The organism is Cyanobacteria bacterium QS_8_64_29 (assembly GCA_003022125.1).
GTDB lineage: Bacteria > Cyanobacteriota > Cyanobacteriia > Cyanobacteriales > Rubidibacteraceae > QS-8-64-29.
In genome coordinates, this window is the sequence record PXQH01000022.1 from 24,918 (window position 1) to 45,819 (window position 20,902).

General features: G+C 65.1%; 27 protein-coding genes and 1 tRNA gene. 12 read left to right on the forward strand and 16 right to left on the reverse strand.

Going from position 1 to position 20,902, the window contains the following annotated elements:
* Positions 1-25: 25 nt before the first annotated feature.
* Positions 26-259 carry a DUF1049 domain-containing protein gene (locus tag BRC58_04330; protein ID PSP18143.1) on the reverse strand — a complete coding sequence of 78 codons (234 nt, stop codon included), beginning with the start codon at positions 257-259 and terminating at the stop codon, positions 26-28.
* Positions 260-276: 17 nt separating this feature from the next.
* On the reverse strand, positions 277-1,713 hold the full coding sequence (locus tag BRC58_04335) for a phosphoglucosamine mutase (protein ID PSP18178.1): 1,437 nt from the start codon (positions 1,711-1,713) through the stop codon (positions 277-279).
* Positions 1,714-1,822: 109 nt separating this feature from the next.
* On the opposite strand from BRC58_04335, the gene BRC58_04340 reads away from it, so the two are divergent.
* Together BRC58_04340 and BRC58_04345 are read left to right on the forward strand one after the other, a co-directional pair.
* Complete coding sequence (locus BRC58_04340) at positions 1,823-2,206, forward strand: hypothetical protein (GenBank protein PSP18144.1); 384 nt, start codon at positions 1,823-1,825, stop codon at positions 2,204-2,206.
* A gap of 2 nt (positions 2,207-2,208) precedes the next feature.
* Entirely contained in the window at positions 2,209-2,673 is a 465-nt protein-coding gene (locus BRC58_04345) for an EVE domain-containing protein (protein PSP18145.1), read from the forward strand.
* Between the two features lies 1 nt (position 2,674).
* On the opposite strand, the gene BRC58_04350 is transcribed toward BRC58_04345, so the two are convergent.
* Together BRC58_04350 and BRC58_04355 are read right to left on the reverse strand one after the other, a co-directional pair.
* The gene (locus tag BRC58_04350; GenBank protein ID PSP18179.1) at positions 2,675-3,598 is read right to left on the reverse strand and encodes an alpha/beta hydrolase; all 924 of its coding nucleotides are present in this window, start codon (positions 3,596-3,598) and stop codon (positions 2,675-2,677) included.
* Positions 3,585-5,066, reverse strand: a complete 1,482-nt coding sequence (locus BRC58_04355; GenBank protein PSP18146.1) for an NADH:ubiquinone oxidoreductase — start codon at positions 5,064-5,066, stop codon at positions 3,585-3,587. Before BRC58_04355 ends, BRC58_04350 begins: the two co-directional genes overlap by 14 nt.
* A gap of 63 nt (positions 5,067-5,129) precedes the next feature.
* Here BRC58_04355 and BRC58_04360 point away from each other — a divergent pair, with 63 nt between their 5' ends.
* Positions 5,130-6,023, forward strand: a complete 894-nt coding sequence (locus BRC58_04360; protein PSP18147.1) for a hypothetical protein — start codon at positions 5,130-5,132, stop codon at positions 6,021-6,023.
* On the opposite strand, the gene tsaB is transcribed toward BRC58_04360, so the two are convergent.
* Entirely contained in the window at positions 6,020-6,655 is a 636-nt protein-coding gene (gene tsaB / locus BRC58_04365) for a tRNA (adenosine(37)-N6)-threonylcarbamoyltransferase complex dimerization subunit type 1 TsaB (GenBank protein PSP18148.1), read from the reverse strand. The two genes, BRC58_04360 and tsaB, sit on opposite strands and share 4 nt — an antisense overlap.
* A gap of 226 nt (positions 6,656-6,881) precedes the next feature.
* On the opposite strand from tsaB, the gene BRC58_04370 reads away from it, so the two are divergent.
* Positions 6,882-7,139, forward strand: coding sequence for an RNA-binding protein (locus BRC58_04370; protein ID PSP18149.1), 258 nt, complete (start codon positions 6,882-6,884; stop codon positions 7,137-7,139).
* 34 nt (positions 7,140-7,173) lie between these two features.
* Here BRC58_04370 and BRC58_04375 read toward each other — a convergent pair whose 3' ends face one another.
* The gene (locus BRC58_04375) at positions 7,174-7,908 is read right to left on the reverse strand and encodes a hypothetical protein (protein ID PSP18150.1); all 735 of its coding nucleotides are present in this window, start codon (positions 7,906-7,908) and stop codon (positions 7,174-7,176) included.
* A gap of 106 nt (positions 7,909-8,014) precedes the next feature.
* Here BRC58_04375 and BRC58_04380 point away from each other — a divergent pair, with 106 nt between their 5' ends.
* The gene (locus tag BRC58_04380; GenBank protein PSP18151.1) at positions 8,015-8,746 is read left to right on the forward strand and encodes an SAM-dependent methyltransferase; all 732 of its coding nucleotides are present in this window, start codon (positions 8,015-8,017) and stop codon (positions 8,744-8,746) included.
* Here BRC58_04380 and BRC58_04385 read toward each other — a convergent pair.
* Positions 8,743-9,816: a hypothetical protein gene (locus tag BRC58_04385; protein ID PSP18152.1), complete on the reverse strand. Its 1,074-nt coding sequence runs from the start codon at positions 9,814-9,816 to the stop codon at positions 8,743-8,745. The genes BRC58_04380 and BRC58_04385 overlap by 4 nt on opposite strands.
* A gap of 119 nt (positions 9,817-9,935) precedes the next feature.
* Between BRC58_04385 and BRC58_04390 the strand changes: the two genes are divergently transcribed.
* The 4 genes from BRC58_04390 (at position 9,936) to BRC58_04405 (ending at position 13,374) form a co-directional block, all read left to right on the forward strand.
* A complete protein-coding gene (locus BRC58_04390) occupies positions 9,936-10,295 on the forward strand; it encodes a rhodanese-related sulfurtransferase (protein ID PSP18153.1) in 360 nt (119 codons plus the stop codon).
* 87 nt (positions 10,296-10,382) lie between these two features.
* On the forward strand, positions 10,383-11,483 hold the full coding sequence (locus BRC58_04395) for a heat-inducible transcriptional repressor HrcA (protein PSP18154.1): 1,101 nt from the start codon (positions 10,383-10,385) through the stop codon (positions 11,481-11,483).
* 10 nt (positions 11,484-11,493) lie between these two features.
* Entirely contained in the window at positions 11,494-12,162 is a 669-nt protein-coding gene (locus BRC58_04400; protein PSP18155.1) for a DUF2834 domain-containing protein, read from the forward strand.
* A 51-nt stretch (positions 12,163-12,213) separates the two neighbouring features.
* On the forward strand, positions 12,214-13,374 hold the full coding sequence (locus BRC58_04405) for a histidinol-phosphate aminotransferase (protein PSP18156.1): 1,161 nt from the start codon (positions 12,214-12,216) through the stop codon (positions 13,372-13,374).
* Here the strand turns inward: BRC58_04405 and BRC58_04410 are convergent.
* Genes BRC58_04410 through BRC58_04420 form a run of 3 tightly spaced genes read right to left on the reverse strand, consistent with a single transcriptional unit; the run spans position 13,350 to position 15,275 of the window.
* Entirely contained in the window at positions 13,350-13,556 is a 207-nt protein-coding gene (locus BRC58_04410; GenBank protein PSP18157.1) for a hypothetical protein, read from the reverse strand. The genes BRC58_04405 and BRC58_04410 overlap by 25 nt on opposite strands.
* Positions 13,553-14,281 carry a GNAT family N-acetyltransferase gene (locus BRC58_04415; protein PSP18158.1) on the reverse strand — a complete coding sequence of 243 codons (729 nt, stop codon included), beginning with the start codon at positions 14,279-14,281 and terminating at the stop codon, positions 13,553-13,555. The genes BRC58_04410 and BRC58_04415 overlap by 4 nt, the downstream gene beginning before the upstream one ends.
* The gene (locus BRC58_04420; GenBank protein ID PSP18159.1) at positions 14,178-15,275 is read right to left on the reverse strand and encodes an oxidoreductase; all 1,098 of its coding nucleotides are present in this window, start codon (positions 15,273-15,275) and stop codon (positions 14,178-14,180) included. The genes BRC58_04415 and BRC58_04420 overlap by 104 nt, the downstream gene beginning before the upstream one ends.
* 185 nt (positions 15,276-15,460) lie before the next feature.
* Here BRC58_04420 and queC point away from each other — a divergent pair, with 185 nt between their 5' ends.
* Positions 15,461-16,156, forward strand: a complete 696-nt coding sequence (gene queC / locus BRC58_04425) for a 7-cyano-7-deazaguanine synthase QueC (GenBank protein PSP18160.1) — start codon at positions 15,461-15,463, stop codon at positions 16,154-16,156.
* Positions 16,157-16,166: 10 nt separating this feature from the next.
* On the opposite strand, the gene BRC58_04430 is transcribed toward queC, so the two are convergent.
* Both BRC58_04430 and BRC58_04435 read right to left on the reverse strand, forming a co-directional pair.
* Complete coding sequence (locus BRC58_04430) at positions 16,167-17,648, reverse strand: hypothetical protein (protein ID PSP18161.1); 1,482 nt, start codon at positions 17,646-17,648, stop codon at positions 16,167-16,169.
* Between the two features lie 99 nt (positions 17,649-17,747).
* Positions 17,748-17,993, reverse strand: a complete 246-nt coding sequence (locus BRC58_04435; GenBank protein ID PSP18162.1) for a hypothetical protein — start codon at positions 17,991-17,993, stop codon at positions 17,748-17,750.
* 137 nt (positions 17,994-18,130) lie between these two features.
* Between BRC58_04435 and BRC58_04440 the strand changes: the two genes are divergently transcribed.
* Positions 18,131-18,203, forward strand: a tRNA-Met gene (locus BRC58_04440).
* A 111-nt stretch (positions 18,204-18,314) separates the two neighbouring features.
* Here the strand turns inward: BRC58_04440 and BRC58_04445 are convergent.
* Positions 18,315-18,563 (reverse strand): hypothetical protein, encoded by a 249-nt coding sequence (locus tag BRC58_04445; protein ID PSP18163.1) that lies wholly within the window; start codon positions 18,561-18,563, stop codon positions 18,315-18,317.
* A gap of 87 nt (positions 18,564-18,650) precedes the next feature.
* Between BRC58_04445 and BRC58_04450 the strand changes: the two genes are divergently transcribed.
* The gene (locus BRC58_04450) at positions 18,651-19,223 is read left to right on the forward strand and encodes an orotate phosphoribosyltransferase (GenBank protein PSP18164.1); all 573 of its coding nucleotides are present in this window, start codon (positions 18,651-18,653) and stop codon (positions 19,221-19,223) included.
* Here the strand turns inward: BRC58_04450 and BRC58_04455 are convergent.
* The 3 genes from BRC58_04455 to ubiA are packed head-to-tail and all read right to left on the reverse strand — an operon-like array spanning position 19,220 to position 20,885.
* Positions 19,220-19,405, reverse strand: coding sequence for a hypothetical protein (locus BRC58_04455; GenBank protein ID PSP18165.1), 186 nt, complete (start codon positions 19,403-19,405; stop codon positions 19,220-19,222). The two genes, BRC58_04450 and BRC58_04455, sit on opposite strands and share 4 nt — an antisense overlap.
* 34 nt (positions 19,406-19,439) lie before the next feature.
* The gene (locus BRC58_04460) at positions 19,440-19,967 is read right to left on the reverse strand and encodes a cytochrome (GenBank protein ID PSP18166.1); all 528 of its coding nucleotides are present in this window, start codon (positions 19,965-19,967) and stop codon (positions 19,440-19,442) included.
* A 6-nt stretch (positions 19,968-19,973) separates the two neighbouring features.
* Positions 19,974-20,885: a 4-hydroxybenzoate octaprenyltransferase gene (gene ubiA, locus BRC58_04465; protein PSP18167.1), complete on the reverse strand. Its 912-nt coding sequence runs from the start codon at positions 20,883-20,885 to the stop codon at positions 19,974-19,976.
* Positions 20,886-20,902 lie beyond the last annotated feature (17 nt).

Consider the following 20,902-nt stretch of genomic DNA (forward strand, 5'->3'; position numbering starts at 1 on the left):
CCCTATGAGGACCGCCGACCCCAGGTCAGCGCTCGCTGCCGACCGGGCGGCGCCACGGCAGCAATAGTGGCGAGAGGGTCCCCACAATGGCGCCGATGCCAAAGGCAAAAGCCATTGCCACGCCCAAAGGCAGCTCCACTGTCCGGAACATCAAAAAGCGCAGGGTCAGCGCGTCGACATTCTGAATCGACAGCACCGCAAACAACGCTACCCAAGCAGCGAGGATGAGGGAGCTGAGCAGACTGACAAAAACTCGCATGGATGACTCCAGTGCCGTTAGGCGGCCACCGGTTCGATTTGCTTGAGTGCGGCTTGGACGCGCTCGGCAAGCTGGGTTTGCTTGGCCTGCGTGTCGCTTTCAATGTAGACCCGCATCAGCGGCTCGGTTCCCGAGGGGCGCAGTAGCACCCAACTGCCCTCCTCCAGGTAGAGCTTGACTCCATCTTGGTGCCCGGTCTCGCGCACGGCGATTCCGGCAAGCTCGCTAGGCGGATTGTGGTGAAAGTGCTCCATGGCCGCGCGCTTGCGCGCGTCATCTAGCTCTAGGTCCAGGCGCTGGTTGTAGGCTGGCCCGCCGGCTTCAGCCAGGACCTCCTCAACCAGCTGCGATAGGGGTTTGCCCTCGTAGGCCATGGCTTCGGCAACCAGCATGTTGGCCAAGATGCCGTCTTTTTCTGGAATATGGCCGATCGCGCTCAGGCCGCCCGACTCCTCGCCGCCAATCAGCACAGGCCGCTGGCGCATTTGCTCGCCCACGTACTTAAAGCCCACAGGCGTCTCGATCGCCTCCAAGCCGTAGGCGCTCGCCAGGCGATCGAGCAAGTGCGTCGTGGCTACCGTACGCACGATCGCGCCCGTTTGGCCCTTGTTTTTGACCAAGTGGTGGGCCAGCAGCAGCAGTACGGTATTGGGGGTTAGGAGCTCGCCGCTCTCGTCCATGACCCCAAAGCGATCGCCGTCGCCATCGGTGGCTAGGCCCAGATCTGCGCCATCGCGCCGGACGGCATCGGCCAGATCGCGCAGCTGCGCTTCCTTGGGCTCGGGCATGCCGCCCCCAAACAGCACGTCGCGCCAGGCATTAAAGGTCTCCACCTCGCAGCCGCACTCGCTCAGGATGCGGTCCATGTACCCGCGCGAGGTGCTGTAGAGGGCATCGTATTTGACGCTCAGGCGGGCGCTGCGGATGCGGGCGCAATCGAACTGGGCGTACAGCGATTGCAGGTAATCGGCCTGCGGCTCCAGCCTGGCGATGCGCGCGCTGCCATCCCCACTGGGGGGATCCTCAGCGGAACCGGCAATGTTATCCACAATCGCGTTGGTGATTTCGGTTGTTGCCGGTCCGGCGTAATCGGGAATGTATTTGATGCCGCAGTAGGGAGGCGGATTGTGGCTGGCGGTAAACATCAGCGCCCCCGCCGTGCCCAAATCCTGCGCGGCGTGCGCCATGACCGGGGTGGGGCAGTCCCGAGCCACCAGGCGCACGGACCAGCCCAACTCGGCCAGCACCTCGGCCGCCATGCGTGCAAACTCATCGGCCAAAAAGCGCGTATCGTAGCCCACCAGCACCGGTCGCTCGGCCGAGTAGGCGCGCTCCAAATGGGCGGTGATCGCGCGGGTGACTTTGCAAACGTTGGCAAAGGTAAAGTCGTCAGCGATGATGCCGCGCCACCCGTCTGTACCGAACTTGATGGGCGGATTGCTGGCTAAGCTCATGGGGCTCGCTCGGGCAAACAATTGCCCTTTAATGGTAGCCGACCGATCCCGCAGCCAGGTGCTGGTGGCCGCGTACAATAGGAAACGCTATCCGCTTGCTCGCCCCACTATGGCCGAACCGCTGGAATCGCAACAGCAGCAGCTGGCCGTTATTGAAGCTAACGCCAACTACTTGGGGGCAGTGGCCTACAAAGGCTACTGCGAGTTTGGCGAAAAAGGCACCCTGATCGTGCTGCGCCAGCTCGAGAGCAGCGGCACCGAGCTGGAAGACTGGCAGCTGATTTACAAGCCTGTGGGGCTCGTTCCCTCTATGGTCAGCGATTGGAAGGAATCGGGCCTGCAGGAGATGCTAGTCAAGTACAACCCTGACGTCTCGGTCGTATGTACCTTTTTGTATCCCAACGGCGCGCACAGCAGCTATCACTTTGAGCCCAGCCAGCCGCCGCCGACGCTACGCCAACAGCTGGTTGGTGACGGACCTGCCTCGGAGTAACCGTGCCCTACTGGTTGCTGAAATCAGAGCCCCAAGCCTACAGCATCGGCGATCTGCAGCAAGACGGGCGCGCCATTTGGGATGGGGTGCGCAACTACCAGGCGCGCAATTACCTGCGCCAGATGCAGCCCGGCGATTGGGGGTTTTTCTACCACTCCAACACCAAGCCGCCCGGCATCGCGGGCTTGATGCGCGTCACGGCCGGCAACGTCACCGACCCCACCCAGTTTGACCCCCAGGATCCCCACTACGACCCCAAATCCCGCCCGGAGGCACCGCGCTGGCAGACGGTCGAGGTGGAATACTGGGAGACCTTTGCCCGCTACCTATCCATTGCGACGCTCAAGGCCACCTTTGGCCCCGAGGAGCTGCTGGCTGTCAAGCGCGGCAATCGGCTCTCGGTCATGCCGGTTGGCGACTCGGTTGCCGAGCGGATCTTGCAAATGGCGCGCGAAGCGGGCAGTTGAACTAGCGCGCGAGCGAACGGGCAAAGGGCGCGATCACCGCCTCGACAGCAGCTGTGGCTTCGTAGGGCAGGACGTTGCGACCGGCAATCGTTTGCCCCTGCGCGTTGGGGAGCTGCTGCCGGTACGCCTCCAGCCGCTGCTGGGGCGTCTCGGGCGCTGCCCGACGGCTGATGCTGGTCGCGGCATCGCCCACCAGCACGAGTGTCGGCTGGGCGACTGCCGGTAGCAGGGCCGCGTAGTTCTGCCGCCAAAAGCCTGCCAGAAACGAAAGCACCGCGTAGCGGCTTCGGCTATCGCGGGCGCCAACTGCCAGCAGTTCCAACCACTCGCGATCCACCGCCTCAGCGCGCGCAAACAGCCGCTGCTGCGAAAACGAGCGTAGAAACTGAGGCCGGCGAGCGTACTGAAAGAAAGCCCAACCCAGCGGCGAGCTCAGCAACAGCCACAGCAGCCGCTGCCGCCAGAGAGGGGCGCGATCGCGGATGACCGATCGAGCTGGCGGCCCCACCAGAACTAGGCCGCGAATGCTGGTTTGGGGCTCCTGCCGGACCAGCTCGAGCGCGATGGGCAGCGATGCCCCCTGTACGACGACCAGCGGCGGGGCTTGAACCACAGTCTCCAAAAAGCAGCACAACTGGCTGCCCCAATCGGCTGGCGTGTAAGCCCAGCGCGGCAGGTCGCCATCGCCGCATCCCAGCAAGTCCAGGTTATAGAGGGCATGGGGATGCCCCTGCTGCTGCCACTGGCGGCAGAAGCGCCACCAAAAGCGCCGCGAGAGTCCGACGCCAATGGGATGAATCAGGACTAGAGGGGGTCCTGGATTGGTGGCACTCGACGGCTGCCAGCACTCGTAGCTGCAGCGATAGCCTTGCCAACCGTAAAACTCAGGGGACAGTGACACGATCTTGGACTCAAACGCTCGGATCGGGCTGGAGGTCTTGCCAGGCTGCCGTCCCACGACCCCCTGCAGGCGCTTCGCGGACCTCAACTGTTTTGTTGCGCGCTTGCGGCTCGGCGATGGCTTGCACGCACAGCTCGGCGATCGCATCCCGGCTGACCTGACCGGTAATCTCGTCGCCCTGCGCCAGCTGTAGCGGCTTGCCGCCGCTTGCTTCGGTGAGCGCGCAGGGCCGCAGGATGGTGTAGGGCAACCCGCTCTGGCGCACGCTGCCTTCGGCCCGACGCTTCCAGCTCAGGATGCCGCCGAGTTGCTCGTTCATGCGGACTGCGGGCGGTTGCTGCTCCCAGTCCAGATCGGCGCGCTCGGGTCGCGTGACGCCGGCCGAGCTCACCATGACAAACTGCGATCCGGGCCAATCCCGATAGGCCTCGATGGTAGCGACCTGCAGTGCAAACGGGCCCGGCTCGAAGGTGGGGTTGAGCTCGCGATCGAACTCGAATTTGCTCAGCATCAGCTGCAGCGAATGGAGCTGGCCGGGATCGAAGGGGGCTGCGTCCTCTCGGGTGCGGGCGCGGAAGGTGGGCGTCACTGCTTTGAAGGGAATCTCGACATCGATCCAGCGATCGGGCACGGTATCGAAGCTATAACCATAGCCGATGCCGTCCCAGCGGCTGTCGCTGCGTAGGAAAAACTTATAGCGCTTGCCATCCCCTTTGACGCGCAACCGTACGCCGTCGCAATCGCTCAGATCGAGCGGCGGATCGAAGTTGCGCGTGCGCACCGAGGCAAAGCCACCGTTGTTTTCGGTGGAAACGTTGCCGGCAAAAACAGCACTGTCGCCAGCCATTGAGAAGCTGCTCTCGCTGACCCCGCCCATGACCGCATCATCAAGGGCGCCCCAGGCAGCTTGTTCCTGGGCTGAAGGGGCACAGAAGTCAAACAGCATCCGCGCGCCGGGCGCCCGCACCTGCTGCGCGGCCAGCGCTGCCAGGTTGCTCGTGCCGCGGTATTCCACTGTCTCAGGTGTGGATGCGGCAATTTCGGGGTCGTAGTAGGTGACCCCCTGATAGTACTTTTGCCGGTCGGGGGTATCGCCTTCCACCGGCTGCACCCGCGTCCCCGTACAGCAAATGACGGCGGTGACCCCTTGCATGAGGGACGGCTGCAGGCTCTCGGCAACGGTGATGTCGCCTTCATAGAGATCGAGTTGCTCGCCCAGTAGGGGGCGAGCGCGCTCGATGCTGCGCACCAGGCCCCGCACCGGATAACCGCGCTCCCGGAGCTGCTGCACGACGCGCTGGCCCACGCCGCCAGTTGCCCCGGCAACCAAGATGGTGCCGCTACGCTGCTGGCTGGCGGGGGTAGCTGGCTGGGGCCGCGGGGTCTCCTCCGTGGGCTTGAGGCCGGGCAGTTTGTCCAGTAGCGGAATGGCCCCAAAATACGCCAAGGTCCTAACGAAGCGCCCCATGTCCCAAGATGCCAACCGACACATGATGCTTGCTTGGCTGCCCCAACATCTCCATCCTCGCACTTGCCGCGCGCTTCCCTCAGCCGCATGAGGGGTAAATCGGCCCTGCGCTGGTTTGCGCTCGGCGTGGCGCTGTTGTTTTTGCTCCATACACTGCGAGCGCGCTGGCACGAGATGGCTGGCTTGCAGCTAACGAGCGCGCAGTGGGGGTACTGCGCCATGGCGCTGCTGGTGACGGTGATCGCGCACGTTTGGTCGGGGTTGGTGTGGCTGAGCCTGCTGCGAGCGCTCGAGCGTCCCCTACCGCTGCGCCGGGGGCTGCGGCTCTATCTCAACACCAACTTGGCCAAGTACGTTCCGGGCAATATCTGGCACTTTTACGGCCGCATCGAAGCTGTCAAAGCCGCCGGTAGCTCGCTGGGAACGGCAACCCTGAGCGTGCTGCTGGAGCCGCTGCTGATGGTTGCCGCAGCCGGCGCGATCGCGCTGGCTGCTGCCCCACTGCCGGCGCTGCTCCCAATCGCGGCGGAACAAGCAGCCGCACTGCGGGCTGCCGGCCTGGTGGCCATTGGGGGGGGCTTGCGGCCGCGCTATTTGAACTGGCTGTTGCAGCGCCGCCGTCTTGCTGACCAGGACGAGCCGTTGCGGCTGTCGGCTTATCCGCTGCGGCCGCTGTTGGGGGAGCTGGGCTTTGTCGCCCTGCGCGGGGCGGGGTTTGCCCTGACGGTGGCCGCCTTCGCGCCGGTCCCGCCGGCAGCACTGCCGCTGCTGCTGGGCGCGTTCGCTGCAGCGTGGGGGCTGGGGTTGGTCGTGCCCACTCCGGGCGGAATTGGCACGTTTGAAGCCAGTGCCGTTGCCCTGCTTCAAGGCCCGTTCGCGGCCGGCGCGCTTCTGGGCGCTGTTGTCGCGTTCCGGCTCGTCAGCATTGCCGCCGAAGCCGCTGCCGCCGGCCTGGCTAGCTTGCTGGTTGGGCGGCCCTAGCCCACTGGGTGCTGGCCGTAGAACGGGGCGGCCTGTGACCAGTGCGGTCGCTCCCCCTGCTGCCAGGCTCGAGCGGCTAAGTGCCAAACCCCGCTTGCCGTTGCGCCCAGCTGGGGTGGCGCTTCCACCACCTGGCAGTCGGCCGGTTGCGCTGCCAGGGTTTGCTGCCAGTCAGCTGCTGTCATGGCGGTATCGGCCAGCGCTGGCAGCAGGCCCTGCCCGTCCGGGGTGACCCGGTAGATGGCCCCAAATTGCTGGTTGCGGCGTGCTGGCATCCGGACGGCGATGGTGCCCTCCGGCTGCAGCAGCGCCGGTTGCGATCGCGCCACCGCCGCCAGCGTGGAGATGCCAAACAGCGGCAAGGCCAGCTGCTGGGCTAGCACGCGCGCGGTTGCCACGCCGGCGCGCGTGCCGGTAAAGCTACCCGGACCAATGGCAACGGCAAGCCAGCTCAAATCGCGCCACGCCAGCGGCGGCAGGAACTGGGCCAAGCAGAGCTGCAAGTGCGTCGCCAGCTCCCAGCCCAAATCCCAGCTTTGGGTGCGGAGCTCGCCGCCTATCGCCCCCACCGCAGCGCCCAGCTGCGGGCTCGCGGATTGCAAGGCGAGGCCGTAGGCATCGGCTTCGCGCATGGAGCGGTAACTTAGCGCGCTGCTGGTGATGGTAAAGGGAAGCCTGCCCCAATTGCGTGGGCCTGCGATCAAGCCGCTCGGTGCAGCCGATAGTATGTTTCAATAGGGGGTAGAGATATTCATTCGGTTGGGCAGGTGCGCGCTGGGCTTGCGGAGCTGGCGTCAATCGAGATGCCGTCCCGGATTGAAATCTCAGCCCAGCTCAATTGCGGAGACAATCGCTTCCATGTCCATCTATATCGGTAACCTCTCTTACGAGGTAACGCAGCAAGATCTAAACGCCGTTTTTGGCGATTACGGCACCGTTAAGCGCACCTACCTTCCCACCGACCGCGAAACCGGCCGCAAGCGAGGCTTCGGCTTTGTCGAGATGGCCAATGAAGCCGAAGAGACCGCGGCTATTGAGGCGTTCGACGGCGCCGAGTGGATGGGCCGAACCCTCAAGGTCAACAAAGCCCGCCCGCGCGAGGAGAAAAAAGGCTAGCGCCCGCTTGCAGTGCCGCCGGGCGAGCTGTCCGTCAGCCCGATTCGTACCAGCCAGCTGCTTGCGCGCGGATCGCCAGGTTGCAGACTGGGCGCCCGGTCAGGCACTGCCAGTGGCAGGCAAACAGATCGGGGCTTTGCACGCCCACGCTTGCTAAGGCAGGAGCAGCTGGAAAGGGCCAGAGGCGATCAAAGGCAATCTGGCCGTCTAGGTAGCCAAACTGCAACAAGTAGACGGCTGGCGGCGCTGCCAGTGCGTGCAACAGCTGATGCCCCAAGCGATAGAGCTGCTGCCGCTGGTGATCGTCGAGCTCGATAGGCTGCCGGTAGGTATTGGGGGCCATGCCTTCCCCAATGGCTTCACCGTAGAGCGGTCCCTTAGCGGTTAGGACCATGGGCAACCAGTAGTTGCCCGCCCAAGCAGCCGGTTGCTGCAAGCCGCTCGCGCACTGCAGGTGCGCCTCGACCCATTGCTGCCGGGCGCGCACGTCCTTGCAGGCCTGATAGATGGCCCGACCGGGAAACTCAAAGCTGTCCGGGAGCGCGATCGTCAGCGGACAGTAGCGCGGTTGCTGCTCCCCGTCAGATGGCTCGGCCTGCAACCCGGCAGCCGGGACGACCTCAATGGCAGCACTCGGGTCCTGCGCCGCAATCGCCTGCTTGAGGGCCGCCACCATTTGCTGGGTTGCGCGCGAGGTGGCCACAATGTTGCCGGCGCGATCGATCTCGGCGTCGACAGCAATTCGGATGGGGGCTGCGGACGGGAGCATTGCTGCCGTGCGGCAAAGTTTCGCGATCGCGCCCCATTATCGCCCCCAAGCCCCGCGAATGGAAGGCGGCTGAGGGCATCGAGGCTGCGCGAGTACGAGGATCGTTATGGCTGACGCGACTACCGAGATCCGGCCGGGCGAAGTCTTTGCCGAGACGGCCGAGTTCGACACCCGCATCCGCGAGCTACTGCCGCACTACGACTCTCTGTTGGACGCCATCGTCCGCTGCGTCCCGCCTGGCGCCGAGCGCATTTTGGAACTGGGGTGCGGGACGGGCGAGCTCAGCCACAAGCTGCTGGCGCGCTGTCCGCAAGCGCAGCTGGTAGGAATCGATTATTCGCCGCGCATGCTGGCGGCGGCAAGCGACAAACTGCAGGCTGCTGGCGCTGGGGATCGCTGGCAGGGCCTGGAACTCGACTTTGGCGAGTGGGCCAACAGCCAGCACGCCCGCGAAACCGGCACCGCGTTCGACGCGATCATCTCCTCGCTTGCCATCCACCACTTGAGCGACGCGGACAAGCAACAACTGTTGCAACAGGCTTGCCGCTCGCTCAAAGCCGGCGGTGCGTTCTGGAACGCCGATCCCCTGCTGCCGGAGGCGCCCGCGCTCGCAGATGCCGACGACGAAGCCCGGATGGCATGGGCGCAGCAGCATGGCATCGACCGCGAAGCCGTGCGCGCCCGCATTGGCACCAGCGTGCCCTGCGGTCACTCCGGCCCTGATCGCTTGGCAACGCTAGAGGCACAGTTGCAGATGCTGCGTGAGGCTGGCTTTCACCCGGTGGCCGTGCCGTGGAAACATTACAATCTGGCTGCCTTCGGCGGCTTTAAGGCCTAGGAACGACTCGCCCGAGCGGGGTGACCGTGCCACACATCCAGCAGCGCGATGGTCGTGGCGGCAATGGCTTGGTCGGTGCCGTAGGTCATCTGCGGTGCCAAATCGAGCGTGTAGTCGGCCAGCTCGAAGCAGCCTGGCGGAATGCCTTCGTTGGAGCCGTTGAGCGCATAAACGGCAGGGGCTGATTCCAACTCGCCGGCCAGCTCCTGGGCAACCGCCGGTAGCGTCTGCCCGCGCGGATCGGTGGCAACAGTCAAGGTAGGCGCTTCAGCTGCATCCCGCAGCAGCTGGTAGAGCTCGTACACCACTAGCGGCACTTGGCGCACGCGGTGGCCGTAGGTCCGCTTTTGCAGCGAGAAGCGCGATTCGCGGCCCTCCTCAATGCCATCGAGCAGCGTCCGCAGCGAGCGGGCGCTCACCGGCGAGTCCACCACCACAATCAGCTGAGCTAGCTCGAAGGCCTGCACCGAGCGCCCTAGCGACTCGCCCATGCGGCGCGTACCGCGCAAGTCTTCGCTTTCGTAGGCCAACTGCACCAGCGTCAGCTTTTGCGTTAGCTGGCGGGAGTCGGCCTTGCCGCGCTTTTTGGGGCGGACGCAGCTCCCCTCAAGGAGGCCAATGCCGGCCCAGTCGCCGACTAGCTCCACCCGGATGACAAAATCGGGCGCGCTCAAATCCACGCTCAGGGTGCGGCTGGCGTCCAGAACCGCAGCGCCGGCTGCGATTTTGACATCGCGGGAGGTGAACGCGTGCTGGCCGCGCCGCGTGGCCCGAACGGCAAAAGTGGCCCCCTCGGGCAGGCGCTCGGCCGCGCGCGCGCAAGTGGCTGCGATCGCCGCGCAATCCGGCGGGGCCACCTCGGCCTCAATGGCAATGGCCTGCTCGAGTTCGGGGATGGCGCGCATGGTTGCGGTGGGCAGCTCCCGGTCGCTGCCGAGCCAGACCAAGCCCCAGTACCCCGATGGTTCCGGCACCAGCTGCGCTTGCGGAAAGCACTCGCGCAGCCGGGATGCGACGATGTGCGCTTTGTCGCGCGGCGCGGTCGCCAGGTATTGCCATTGCGCTGCCATACGGCCCGTTCGGGCTGGATCCGGATCGTTACAATAAGCTTAAAATAAGCGCGAACGCCAAGGACGCGAGCGCTAAAACGGGAATGGCGATCGCCGCTTGCAAGCACAAGGGGAAGGCTATGGCCCAGCAGAGTGCAAGTGCCGACATTCCCCAAATCACGGTGGAAGAGCTAGCTCGCGCGATTGCCGACCCAGCGCGGCCGGTTCAGGCAATCGATGTGCGCGAGCCGGAGGAGCTCGAAATCGCCCGCTTGGATGGGTTCGCCAACCTGCCGCTGAGCCAGCAGGCAAGCTGGGCAGGCGAGATCCACCACCGCTTCGATGCCGAAACCGAGACCCTGGTGATGTGCCACCACGGCATCCGCTCCGCGCAGATGTGCCAGTGGCTGTGGCAGCAAGGCTTTCGCAATGTCAAAAACGTCATTGGCGGCATCGACGCGTATGCCCTGGCGATCGACTCGAGCGTGCCGCGCTATTAGCGCAGGCCAGCGCAATGGCGGCTTGCTCGATGCAACGCGCGGCTGCAGCTGCGCGTCATGGTGGTAGGGGACTGAGCGTGCCGGACCATGGCTGACGAGCGCAAGCTGACCGAGCGCCACCAGCAGATCCTGCGGGCTACCGTTCGCCGTTACGTCGCCACAGCCGAGCCCGTTAGTTCCAAATCGCTGGCCGGCAATCGCGACTTTGCCGTCAGCCCAGCCACGATCCGCAATGCCATGGGGTGGCTGGAGCAGGCCGGTTTGCTGTTTCAGCCGCACACCTCGGCCGGTCGCATTCCGTCGGACTGGGGGTATCGGCTCTATGTCGATCGCCTAATCGAACCCGACGAGCGCTTGGGGAGCCAAACCGAGCGCTTTCTCAACCAGCGCCTGGATGCCGAAACCGGCAACTTAGAAGCTCTGCTTCACGGGGCCGCCCAGCTGCTGGGCACCCTCAGCGGCTACATTGCGCTGGTTACCTGGCCGCAGACGCCCCACCACACCCTCAAGCACCTGCAACTAGTGCGGCTGGATTCGGGTCGGGTGATGCTGATTGTGGTGACCGATGCCTACGAGACCCAGTCGGTGCTGATGGGGCCCTCGAGGGCAGACGGCGCTGATCGGGGACCGGACGAGCGAGAGCTACAGGTTCTCTCCAACTTTTTGAATCACAAGCTGCGCGGGCGATCGCTGGCTGCCATCGCCTGCCTCGACTGGAGCGAGCTGGATCGCGAGTTCCAGCAGTACGCCCGCCTCATTAGCAGCATCCTGCAAGCGCTGCGCGAGCGCAGCCACGCGCTGACCTCAGCCCCCATCGTCGTCCGCGGCATCTCGGAGGTCCTGCGCCAGCCCGAATTTTCGCAGCTGCAGCAAGTTCAGACGCTGCTCCATCTGTTGGAAGCCGAGCCCGATCAGCTTTGGCCGCTGATGTTCGAGCTGCCGGCCAGCGAGGGTAGCGAGGGTAGCGAGGGTAGCGAGCGGAACGCAACAGTGCGCATTGGCTCGGAAAATCCGCTGGAGCCCATGCGCAGCTGCACGCTCATCTCGGCTCATTACTGCCAGGCTGATCGCCCGGTGGGTAGCGTGGGCCTCATCGGTCCCACGCGCATGCTCTACGAAAGCGCGATCGCGCTGGTCGAGGCGGTCGCTGGCTATTTGTCTGCCACGCTCAACCCTAGCGACCCCTAAGGAGCGAGCCGTGTGGCGCACCATTGCATTCAGCTTGCTGTGGGTGGGCTTGGTTGCCTACGCGTTCGCGCTGGCACCGCCCAACAGCCCAGAGACGCCCGCGCTCCTCCGGCAGCTAGCCAGCGGCCAGTGGCAAGATCTCAACCCGCTGCTGGTGGCCCTGTTTAACCTCATGGGGATCTGGCCCATTGCCTACGCCAGCGTGCTGGCCAGCGATGGCAGCGGCCAACCCGTTCGCGCCTGGCCCTTTGCCCTGACCGCCTTTGCCGTGGGCGCGTTTGCGCTCCTGCCGTATTTGGCTCTGCGCCGCGCTAACCCCACCTTGGCCGGGGGCAAAAGCGGCCCGCTCAAGCTGCTCGATCGCCGTGCCACTGGGATCTTGCTGTTGATCGCGAGCGTGCCGCTGCTGGGCTACGGCCTGCTGTGGGGCGACTGGCACGCGTTCGCCCAGCAATGGCAGAGCAACCGCTTCGTCCACGTTATGAGCCTGGATTTCTGCCTGCTGTGCGCGCTGTTTCCGTCGCTGCTTGGCGATGACATGGCGCGACGCGGCCTGCACGAGCCGGCCGTCTTTTGGGCCGTGAGCCTCATCCCGCTGCTCGGGCCGTTGGCCTATTTGAGCGCGCGGCCGCCCTTGCCCGAAGGCAGCGGGGTGGCACATCAGGCCAGCCCGCATTGAGGAGCGCGCCAGTGCTAGGGTTGGGCGGGATGGCGAGTCGAGGGAGAGGCCATGCCCGAGGGCGATGCGAGTGCTGGCTTGGCAGCGCTGCGAAGCGACCTTGCCGAGCTGGTGGCCTACGAGACCCAAACCGATGGGGCCAATGGCAGCGAGGGGGCAGCCGAGCTGCCCGATAAGCTCGACGCCAACGAATGCCCGTTCGATCTGCCAGCGGCCCTCAAGCAAGAGCTCGCCCGCTACTACGAGCGCGCTATCGCGGCCAATCGCTACCCCGATGGCAGCCACGCCAGCCTCAAGCGCGCCATCGCCACCTACGCCAGCGAGTCCGCAGCTGCCAGCATCAGTCCTGATAGCATCGCGCTGGGCCATGGGTCCGACGAGCTCATCCGCAGCTTGCTGATCGCCACTTGCTTGGGCCGCCCCAGTTCGGTGCTGGTGGCCCAACCCACTTTTGCTATGTACGGCATTATCGCCCGCACGCTGGGCGTTCCGGTCGTCTCAATCGGTCGTTCGGAATCCGACTTTGCCATCGATTTGGCGGCCGCGCAGCGCGCAATCGCCGAGGCACGCGAGGCACCCGTGCGCGTCGTGTTCGTGGCGCACCCCAACTCGCCCACCGGCAATCTCCTCTCGGCTGCCGAGCTCGACTGGTTGCGCAGCCTGCCCGAGCGCATCCTGGTGGCCATCGACGAAGCCTACTTCGAATTCAGCCAGCACTCGCTCGCCGGCGAGCTCGCCCAACGGCCCAACTGGATCGTGCTGCGCACGTTCTCCAAGGCCTTCCGCCTGGCAACGCACCGCGTCGGCTACGGCATCGCCCATCCCCAACCGATCGCGGCCCTGGAGAAAATTCGCCTGCCTTACAACCTGAGCGGCATGGCGCAGGCAGCGGCGCAGTTCGCCCTCGATCGCCGCCAGCAACTGCTGGCAGCCGTGCCCACCATTCAAAGCGAGCGCGAGCGCCTGCGGATGGCGCTGGAACAAATCCCCAACGTCCGCGTTTGGCCCAGCGCAGCGAACTTTTTGTACTTGCGCCCTACCCCGCCCCCCTCAGCGGCGGCCGTTGCGAGCGCCCTGCAGGCCAGCGGCACGCTCGCGCGCCACACCGGCGGTGGCATCCGGCTCTCGGTGGGATCGCGCGCGCAAAACGAGCGCGCCCTGGCGCGCTTGCAGGCAGCGCTGCAAGCTCACTCGAGCGCCCCAACCTCGTAAGCCTCGCCCGCAATGACGACCTGATCGCCGGGAGCCAGCTGGCGGCCGCGCCGCGTCTCGCGCTCGCCGTTGACCGTTACCTCACTGGCTTGGATCCGGATCTTGGCTTCACCACCAGTCCCGACGGCGCCGACGAATTTCAAAAACTGGGCCAGCCGGATGGAGCGACCGGATGCTGTCATAGCCGTTTGTGGAGCAGCAGGCGCCGGGAGCGGCCCAACAACCAGGCGCTGCAGTCCGGTTCGCGCCGGCACACGCGGTAACCGCTGCTTTCGTAGAGCTGTCGCGCGGCGGGATTGCCCTCCAAAACGTGGAGGTAAATATCCCGAGCGCCCCACTCGAGCGTCGTGCGCTCGCAGCAGCGCAACAGCTGGCGGGCAATGCCGTGCCGGCGGCACTCGGGCCGGACGGCTAAGTTGGAGAGGTAGGTCGAGCTCGCGCCGCGCGCGCGGCGCGGCCATCCCGCATGGCGGGCCAGCTCGATCGTTCCGGCGATCGCCTCGCCCCGCTCGGTTCCGGTGGTGGCAACCCAACACACGCTCGAGCGGGCGCTCAGGCGCTGGCGCAAATCTTGCTGGATGCCCAGCTTGATGCCCAGCTTGAACAAGGGGTGGACTATGGCCTGGAGGCCGCGCGGGGGATGGAAGCTGTCAGCAATTAGGGCCGCCAGCCAGGGGAGGTCTTGCAGCTGGGCCTGGCGAATGGTGGGGCTGGCTGGGCCGGTACTACCGCTTGCCCCCACCGAGGCCAGCGAACCAGAAAGGCGTTCCGTCACGGCAGCAGAGGAGCGCTCTTTGCCTAATTTAACCACGCTGTCCGGAATCGCGGCAGCTTTCGGCAAACTCCAAGGGGAGGGGCGAGAGCGATGTGGTGGGCGCTGCAGCACCGTTGCAGGTGTCCGCGCGATCGGTCAGGGCCATTTGCTCCACCCAAGTGGCCAGGCGCAGGGCTTGGAGCGCCTGCTCGCCCCCAACCGAGGGGCGAGCGCCGTTGCGAATGCAGCGGATGAAATGCGCGATCTCGGCATGCAACGGTTCGATCTGCTGGGCCTGAACTTGCTCTAGGTCGCAATCTTGGCGGTGCCAAGCGGCATGGCAGTCAGTGCTGCCTCGAGCGGCGGCGTGCCGGTAAATGGAGACTTCATTGCCGAGCAAGTCAGCTTCGGCTAGGGCGTGCTGGCAGTGAGCCGCAATGCGGCGCGTTTTGCGATGGGCTACTTTGCTAGCGGTCAGCGTTGCCAGCAGGCCGTTGGCAAAGCCTACGGTGGCCGTAACGTAGTCCAACTGCTGCGAGCTGGCGGTTTGGCTGCCGCTGGCGGCCAGTTTGACAGGTGGGGCCGCCATGAGCTCTAGTAGTAGGTCCAGATCGTGGATCATCAGATCCATCACGACCGAGACATCGCTGGCCTGTTGGGGATGGGGGCTCAAGCGGTGGGCTTCCAGCGCTAGCGGCGTTTCGGCCTGCAGGATCTGCCGCAGCTCGCTAAAGGTGGGATTGAAGCGCTCGATGTGGCCTACTTGCAAAATCGCGCCGGCTGCCGTTGCGGCCTCGACCAGGGCCTCGGCCTCAACAAGGCTGGCAGCGATGGGTTTTTCCATCAGCACGTGCACGCCGGCATGCAGGCAATCCAGGCCAACGCGGTAGTGCAGGCGCGTGGGGACGGCAATGCAAGCCGCATCGACATGCGGCAGCAGCTCGCGATAGCTTTCGTAGAAGTCGATCTGGTACTGCTGGGCGATCGCAAGGCCGCGCTCGACGTCAATATCGGCAACGCCAACCAGCTCGACGTCCGGCAGCAGGCTAAAGATGCGGGTGTGGTGTTGCCCCATATTACCCACCCCAATTGCGCCTACGCGCAGGGGGGCATGCCGCTCCGTGGCATCGGCTCTTGGGTGATGCATGCGTTTGCGCTCCTGTCAGCTCCTCCACCACAACGGAAGTGCAGGGCCAATCCCCCCCGACGGCAAAACCATGCAGATAGTACCACGGTGCTTTTGCGCAAACGGGCAGGTATCGGCTGCACTGTAGTCACTGAGGCACTACCGTCCTAGGACGGTCTCTAAAAGTTCCCTAGGGGTACGGCACTATGACGGTTAAAGCCGTGGTTTTGTTGTCCGGTGGGCTGGATTCAGCCACCGTTTTGTACCGCGCCCGGGCGGACGGTTTGGCCTGCCATACCCTAGCCTTCGACTACCAGCAGCGCCACCAGCGCGAGCTGGATGCGGCAGCGGCGATCACGCATGCTGCTGGAGCCTCTCAGCATCAGCTCGCTCGCATCGATCTGAGCCTCTGGGGCGGATCGGCCCTAACCGATCGCGAGCGCGAGCTCCCCCAAAACCGCGATCGGGCGGCCATGGCCCAAAGCATTCCGGCAACCTACGTTCCGGCGCGCAACACCATCTTTTTGAGCTTTGCCCTCTCCTATGCTGAAGCCATCGGCGCCGAGCGCGTCTACATCGGCGTCAACGCCCTGGACTACTCCGGCTATCCCGACTGCCGGCCGGACTACATCCAGGCCATGCAGGCGGTGTTTCGGTTGGGGACCAAGCAAGGCCGCCAGGGACAACCGATTGCCATCGAGACGCCGCTGCTGGCGCTTAAAAAGTCCGAGATCGTCGAGTTGGGCGAGCGGCTGGGCGTCCCTTGGGCGCTGACCTGGTCCTGCTATGCCGGGGGCGAGCGCGCTTGCGGCACCTGCGATGCCTGCCGCTTGCGCCTGCAGGCCTTTGACGAGCTAGGCCTGCGCGACCCGCTGCCCTATGCTCCGCTTGATCGGGCGTAGCAGCCCGGGGCTAGGAAGCCGGTGGCGGCCCATCGGCAGAAGCCGAATCAGCACCCGAGCCATTTTCAGGGTCGGGCCGCTCCCGCTCGCTGGATGGGGGCAGCGATTGGGTGGGCGGCTCGCGGCGGTGGATGCGGATTTCGTACAACCGCGGCCCCTCAGCCGACATGACCGTCATATCCAGATCGCCGTAGCGCAGCGTCTCGCCCTGGGTGGGAATCTTTTGAAATTGGTAGAGCAGAAACCCCCCCAACGTCTGGTACTCGTCCGTCGCCGGCAGATCCAGATCGAGCAGGTCGTTGATTTCATCCAGATCCATTTGGGCCTGGACCAAAAAGGTTTGCTCGTCCAGCATCTGGATGGTGAGGGCTTCGGAGTCCTCGGACTCGGTTTCGCCGCCGATGATTTCGTCCATGAGGTCTTTGAGGGTAACCAGGCCAGCCGTTCCGCCGAATTCGTCGACCACAATGAAGGTCTCTTGGCGCGATCGCTGCATGAGCGACAGCAATTCGTTGAGCGGCGTAAACGCTGGCACAAAGCGTACGGGCCGGATCCAGGCCTGAATGGGGCTCTGATGGGCGATGGTGTTTTGCGCTAGCGGGACGGCCATCTCCTTAAAATCGATCAGGCCGCGAATGTCATCGAGCGACTCGCCCGTGACCGGATAGCGCGAATAGCCCTCGGCAGCCACTCGGTCGAGCAGCATGCCGAAGGTGGCTTCGCTGGGCAGCGAGACAATTTGGGGGCGAGGCACCATGATTTCTTCGGTTAGCACCTCGCCAAACTCGAACACGTTGTTGAGCAGCGTGCGCTCGTCGGCTTCCAGGCCCGTGGATTCGCGCTCGGTCGCCACGATCAGCTGCAGCTCCTCTGAGGTGACGCGGTTGTGCCATCCTTGCTGGGCATCGCGAAAGCCAGCCAAGCGCAGCAGCAAGCGCGTCGATTGGTTCAAGATCCAGACAAAGGGATGGACCAACCGGGCCAGCAGCAGGCTGGGTGGTCCCAGCACGCGCGAGAGTTGCTCGGCCCGCAGTAGCGCGATCGATTTGGGGCAAAGCTCGCCCAGCACGATTTGCAGGTAGGCCACCAGCAAAAAGGCGACGGGGACGGCGACCGAGTGCGAGAGAAAGCGGGCTGTTGGCTCCGCAACGGGCAAGCGCAGCAAGCCCGCTTCGACTAAAACGGCCATGGTGCGCTCGCCGATCCAACCCAATGCCAAGCTCGAGAGGGTAATGCCCAGCTGGGTGGTCGATAGCAGTCGCTCGATACTGCGTTGCAGCGCTTGCACGGTTTGAGCCTGGACGTCACCGGCTTCCACCAGCTGGCTGATCCGCGATCGCCGCACTGCAACCATGGCGAACTCCGCCGTGACGAAAAATGCGTTGATTGCAATCAGCGACAGGACCGCCAGCAACCGGACGGCGGCATCCCCCAACGAGAGTTGGGGCGGCTGGGGGGCAGCCGCGAGCGGGGCAGCTTCAGTAACGACCATGACGATTGGGGCGTTGCACGGCGGCAGCCATCGCTCGGGCAGCGCTCAAATCACCAGCAGTACGGCTCTGGCCCAGCTCGCTTGCCCCAGTGCCGGCGGCTAGCCGCTGCTGTCGCCATCCCGATTCATTTTGGCTTCGGTCTGCTTGATAATTTTGCTCTCCGAGATAATGGAGAAGGCATCGCGGGACTGCTCGCTACCCGCGCGCTGGGCCTGTTGCGCCGGAGCGCCCTCGGGCGGATCGATCTCTTGCAGTGCTTGGTAGCCCATGCGAAGTCCCAGCAGCAGGCTGACAAGCGTGGCTCCTAGCATGGCCGCCAGCCAAATAAGCGTTAGTCCCAGCATGGGTTGCACTCGCATCCGCGTTGCCCGAGGGTGCCCGCTAGTCAAGCCTAAATGGCGGGCGCTGCCGACCGCAATCGCATCGCAGCCGCTAGAGTAACTATAATGTGCAACCAGCCTGGCTGGCCAGGCCAGCGCGACCAGGGTTGGCCGAGCGGTTTAGGCAGCGAACTCATAATTCGCCTCAGGCAGGTTCGACTCCTGCACCCTGGATTGCTCTAAAGTCTTTCTTGCTGGACGTCCCGGCTAGCGCTGCCGGGATCGCAACGAGCTACCGAACGGGTTGGCCAAATCCTGCGTTCGGATGGGGGGACCGCTAGCGCTTTACCGCTCGAGCAACTGCCGGTAAACGCGATCGGCGCGCTCGGCATCGCTGGCGATGGCACGCTTGGGATACCCCTGCAGGCCCAGCAAGGTGTCAGCTTGAGCGCCCAGCGAGCGGTCCTCGAAAAACGTGCCGGATTGGTGAAAGAAAGCCGCCTCGAGCGCCTCGGCACCAGCGGTTGCGTGATCGGGATGGGCGCGCGCCCCTTGGCCCCAGCAACCCAGCAAAAGGGTTAGCCCTACCGCCATTGCCCGGAACGAGCAGGCCATAATGAAGGGTTAGTGTCACTGCCTCGATCTTACTAACCCCACTCGCTTGGAGCCCGGCTAGCAACCATGCCAAAGACCGAGACAGCCTCGCACCGCCAGCGCCTGCTCGCCATGCTGGCGCAATATAGCTATCAGCAAGGTGAGTTCACCTTGACCTCGGGGGAGCGCAGCTGCCATTACATTGACGGCAAGCAAGTCACGCTCCGCCCCAAAGGTGCGCAGGCCGTCGGCGAGCTCATGCTGGCGCGTTTGTCAGCTAGCGTGCAAGCCGTCGCCGGCCTGACCCTAGGGGCCGATCCCATTGTTAGCGCAGTCAGTACGGTCTCAGCGTACGGCGAGCGCCCGCTACCAGCTTCGATCGTGCGCAAGTCCCCCAAAGGGCACGGTACAGGCGCCTATCTGGAAGGGCCCACTTTGCCGGCCGAGGCACGCGTCGCCGTTCTGGAGGATGTGGTCACGACCGGACAATCGGCCTTGCAAGCCGCGGATCGCCTGCAGGCAGCCGGTTACTCCGTCGTGCAAATCCTGGCGCTGGTCGATCGCGAGCAGGGGGCCGCCGAGCAGTTTCGCGCGAGCGGGCTGCCGTTTGAGGCGTTGTTTACCTTAAGCGAGGTGCGCGAGCGCGCCGGCCGCCCTTAGCCCAGCGTTCGAAACCGCTCCCGCGCCAGCAGCTTTTTAGAGACAAAAATTTCGCCCGTCTCGCGCTCCCAGCGGATGTGCTCTTGCGGCTCCAGGCCGTGATTGGCGGCCAATCGCTCCAAAAAGACCAGCACGTCGATGGGGTGCTCGCCGCCAAATTTGGGATAGCGCACTTCCGGCATGGGAGGGGCGCAGTGCAACGACTCAGGCCTTATTCTAGCCGCCGCCGGTGCGCCCGCCAGTGCCCTGGTCCGGGATTGCCAGCCAGGCCGGTAGCTGCTGTAAGGCCGCCTCGGGCGTATCGGTGCTGGCAACGCGCTCGCCAGCCAGCTGGCGGAACAAGGCCAATGCTTCGGGCGGCGCTGCCAGCAGCACGACCGGCTTGCCCGCTTTGAGGGCTAGCGCTACCTCTGAAGCGGTGCCCAGCCCCATGCCGCACGCCACGATGGCATCGCTGCTGAGCGCGTTGATGTTGTTGCGCGCGTTGCCCAGATCCGTGGCGATGGCAACCGCCACCTCAGGAGCAGCAGCATCCGCATCCCCATCGGGCAGAATCCCAACTGTCAGGCTGCCGGCGGCCCGAGCCCCGCGGTTGGCGGCCGCCATCACGCCCTGCGGCCGGCCGCCGGTTAGCAGGACCCAGCCGCGCTGGGCTACTCCCTCGCCCAGGGCGTAGGCCCGTTCGCAGTCCGCCGCGCTCGCCCCTTCCCCTGGTCCCATAATACCGACAATCGTGCGTCGCATGGGAAGCTAACCCAGCGAGCCGGCCGCCATGCCGGCCAGCAGCACAAAGCCAATGCCCACGTTCTCGCGAAAAAGTTGCGCGAACAGGCGATCGGGGAGCTCGGGCTGCGACAGGCGCACGTACTGGGCTACCCAGCCCACCACCGTGATCGCCCAGGCCAGCCAAAAGCTCGGTTGCAGGCCCAGCTGCACGCCTAGGGCCGCCAGACAGCCGCAAGCCCCGGCAAAGAACGCGCCCACCGCCTCACTGGCGTAACGGCCGAAAAACAGGGCGCTGGAGTGCACCCCAATGCGCCGGTCGTCGTCGCGATCGGCCATGGCGTAAACCGTGTCGAAGCCCAGCGTCCAGAGCAGCGTTGCCCCCCACAGCAGCCAGGCCCCCGTCCCCAAGCACGAAGCCGCCGCCGGGGCATTGGCCGCGCAGCTGATCGCGCTCCAGCTGATGAGTACCGCAAACCCCCAGGCAACGGCCAGCACGAGCTGGGGGATGGGGAAAAAGCGCTTGGCCAGCGGATACGCAACGATCACCGGTACGGCTGCCGCACTGAGTCCAAAGCTGACAGGATTAAGATACGTTGCAATGCCGGCCGCGCAGGCTAGCGCCGCAATGGCGACAGCAATGCCGGTACGGACCGAGAGCGCGCGCGAGGCCAACGGCCGGTTTTGGGTGCGCGCCACCTGCGAGTCGATGTTGCGATCCCAGAGATCGTTAATGACGCAGCCGGCCGCGCTGGTGACAAAACTGCCAACGACAATCAGCCCCACCAGCGGCAGCGGCGGCCGGCCACCGGCCGCCAAAACCACGCCCCATAGCGCCGGCACCATTAGGATTAAGCGCCCGGTGGGGCGATTCCAGCGCAGCAGCCGCACCACCGTCCACCATGTGGGCTCGGCCGATGGTGATTGAGGCGAGCTCACGGCACCTCGCGCGAATC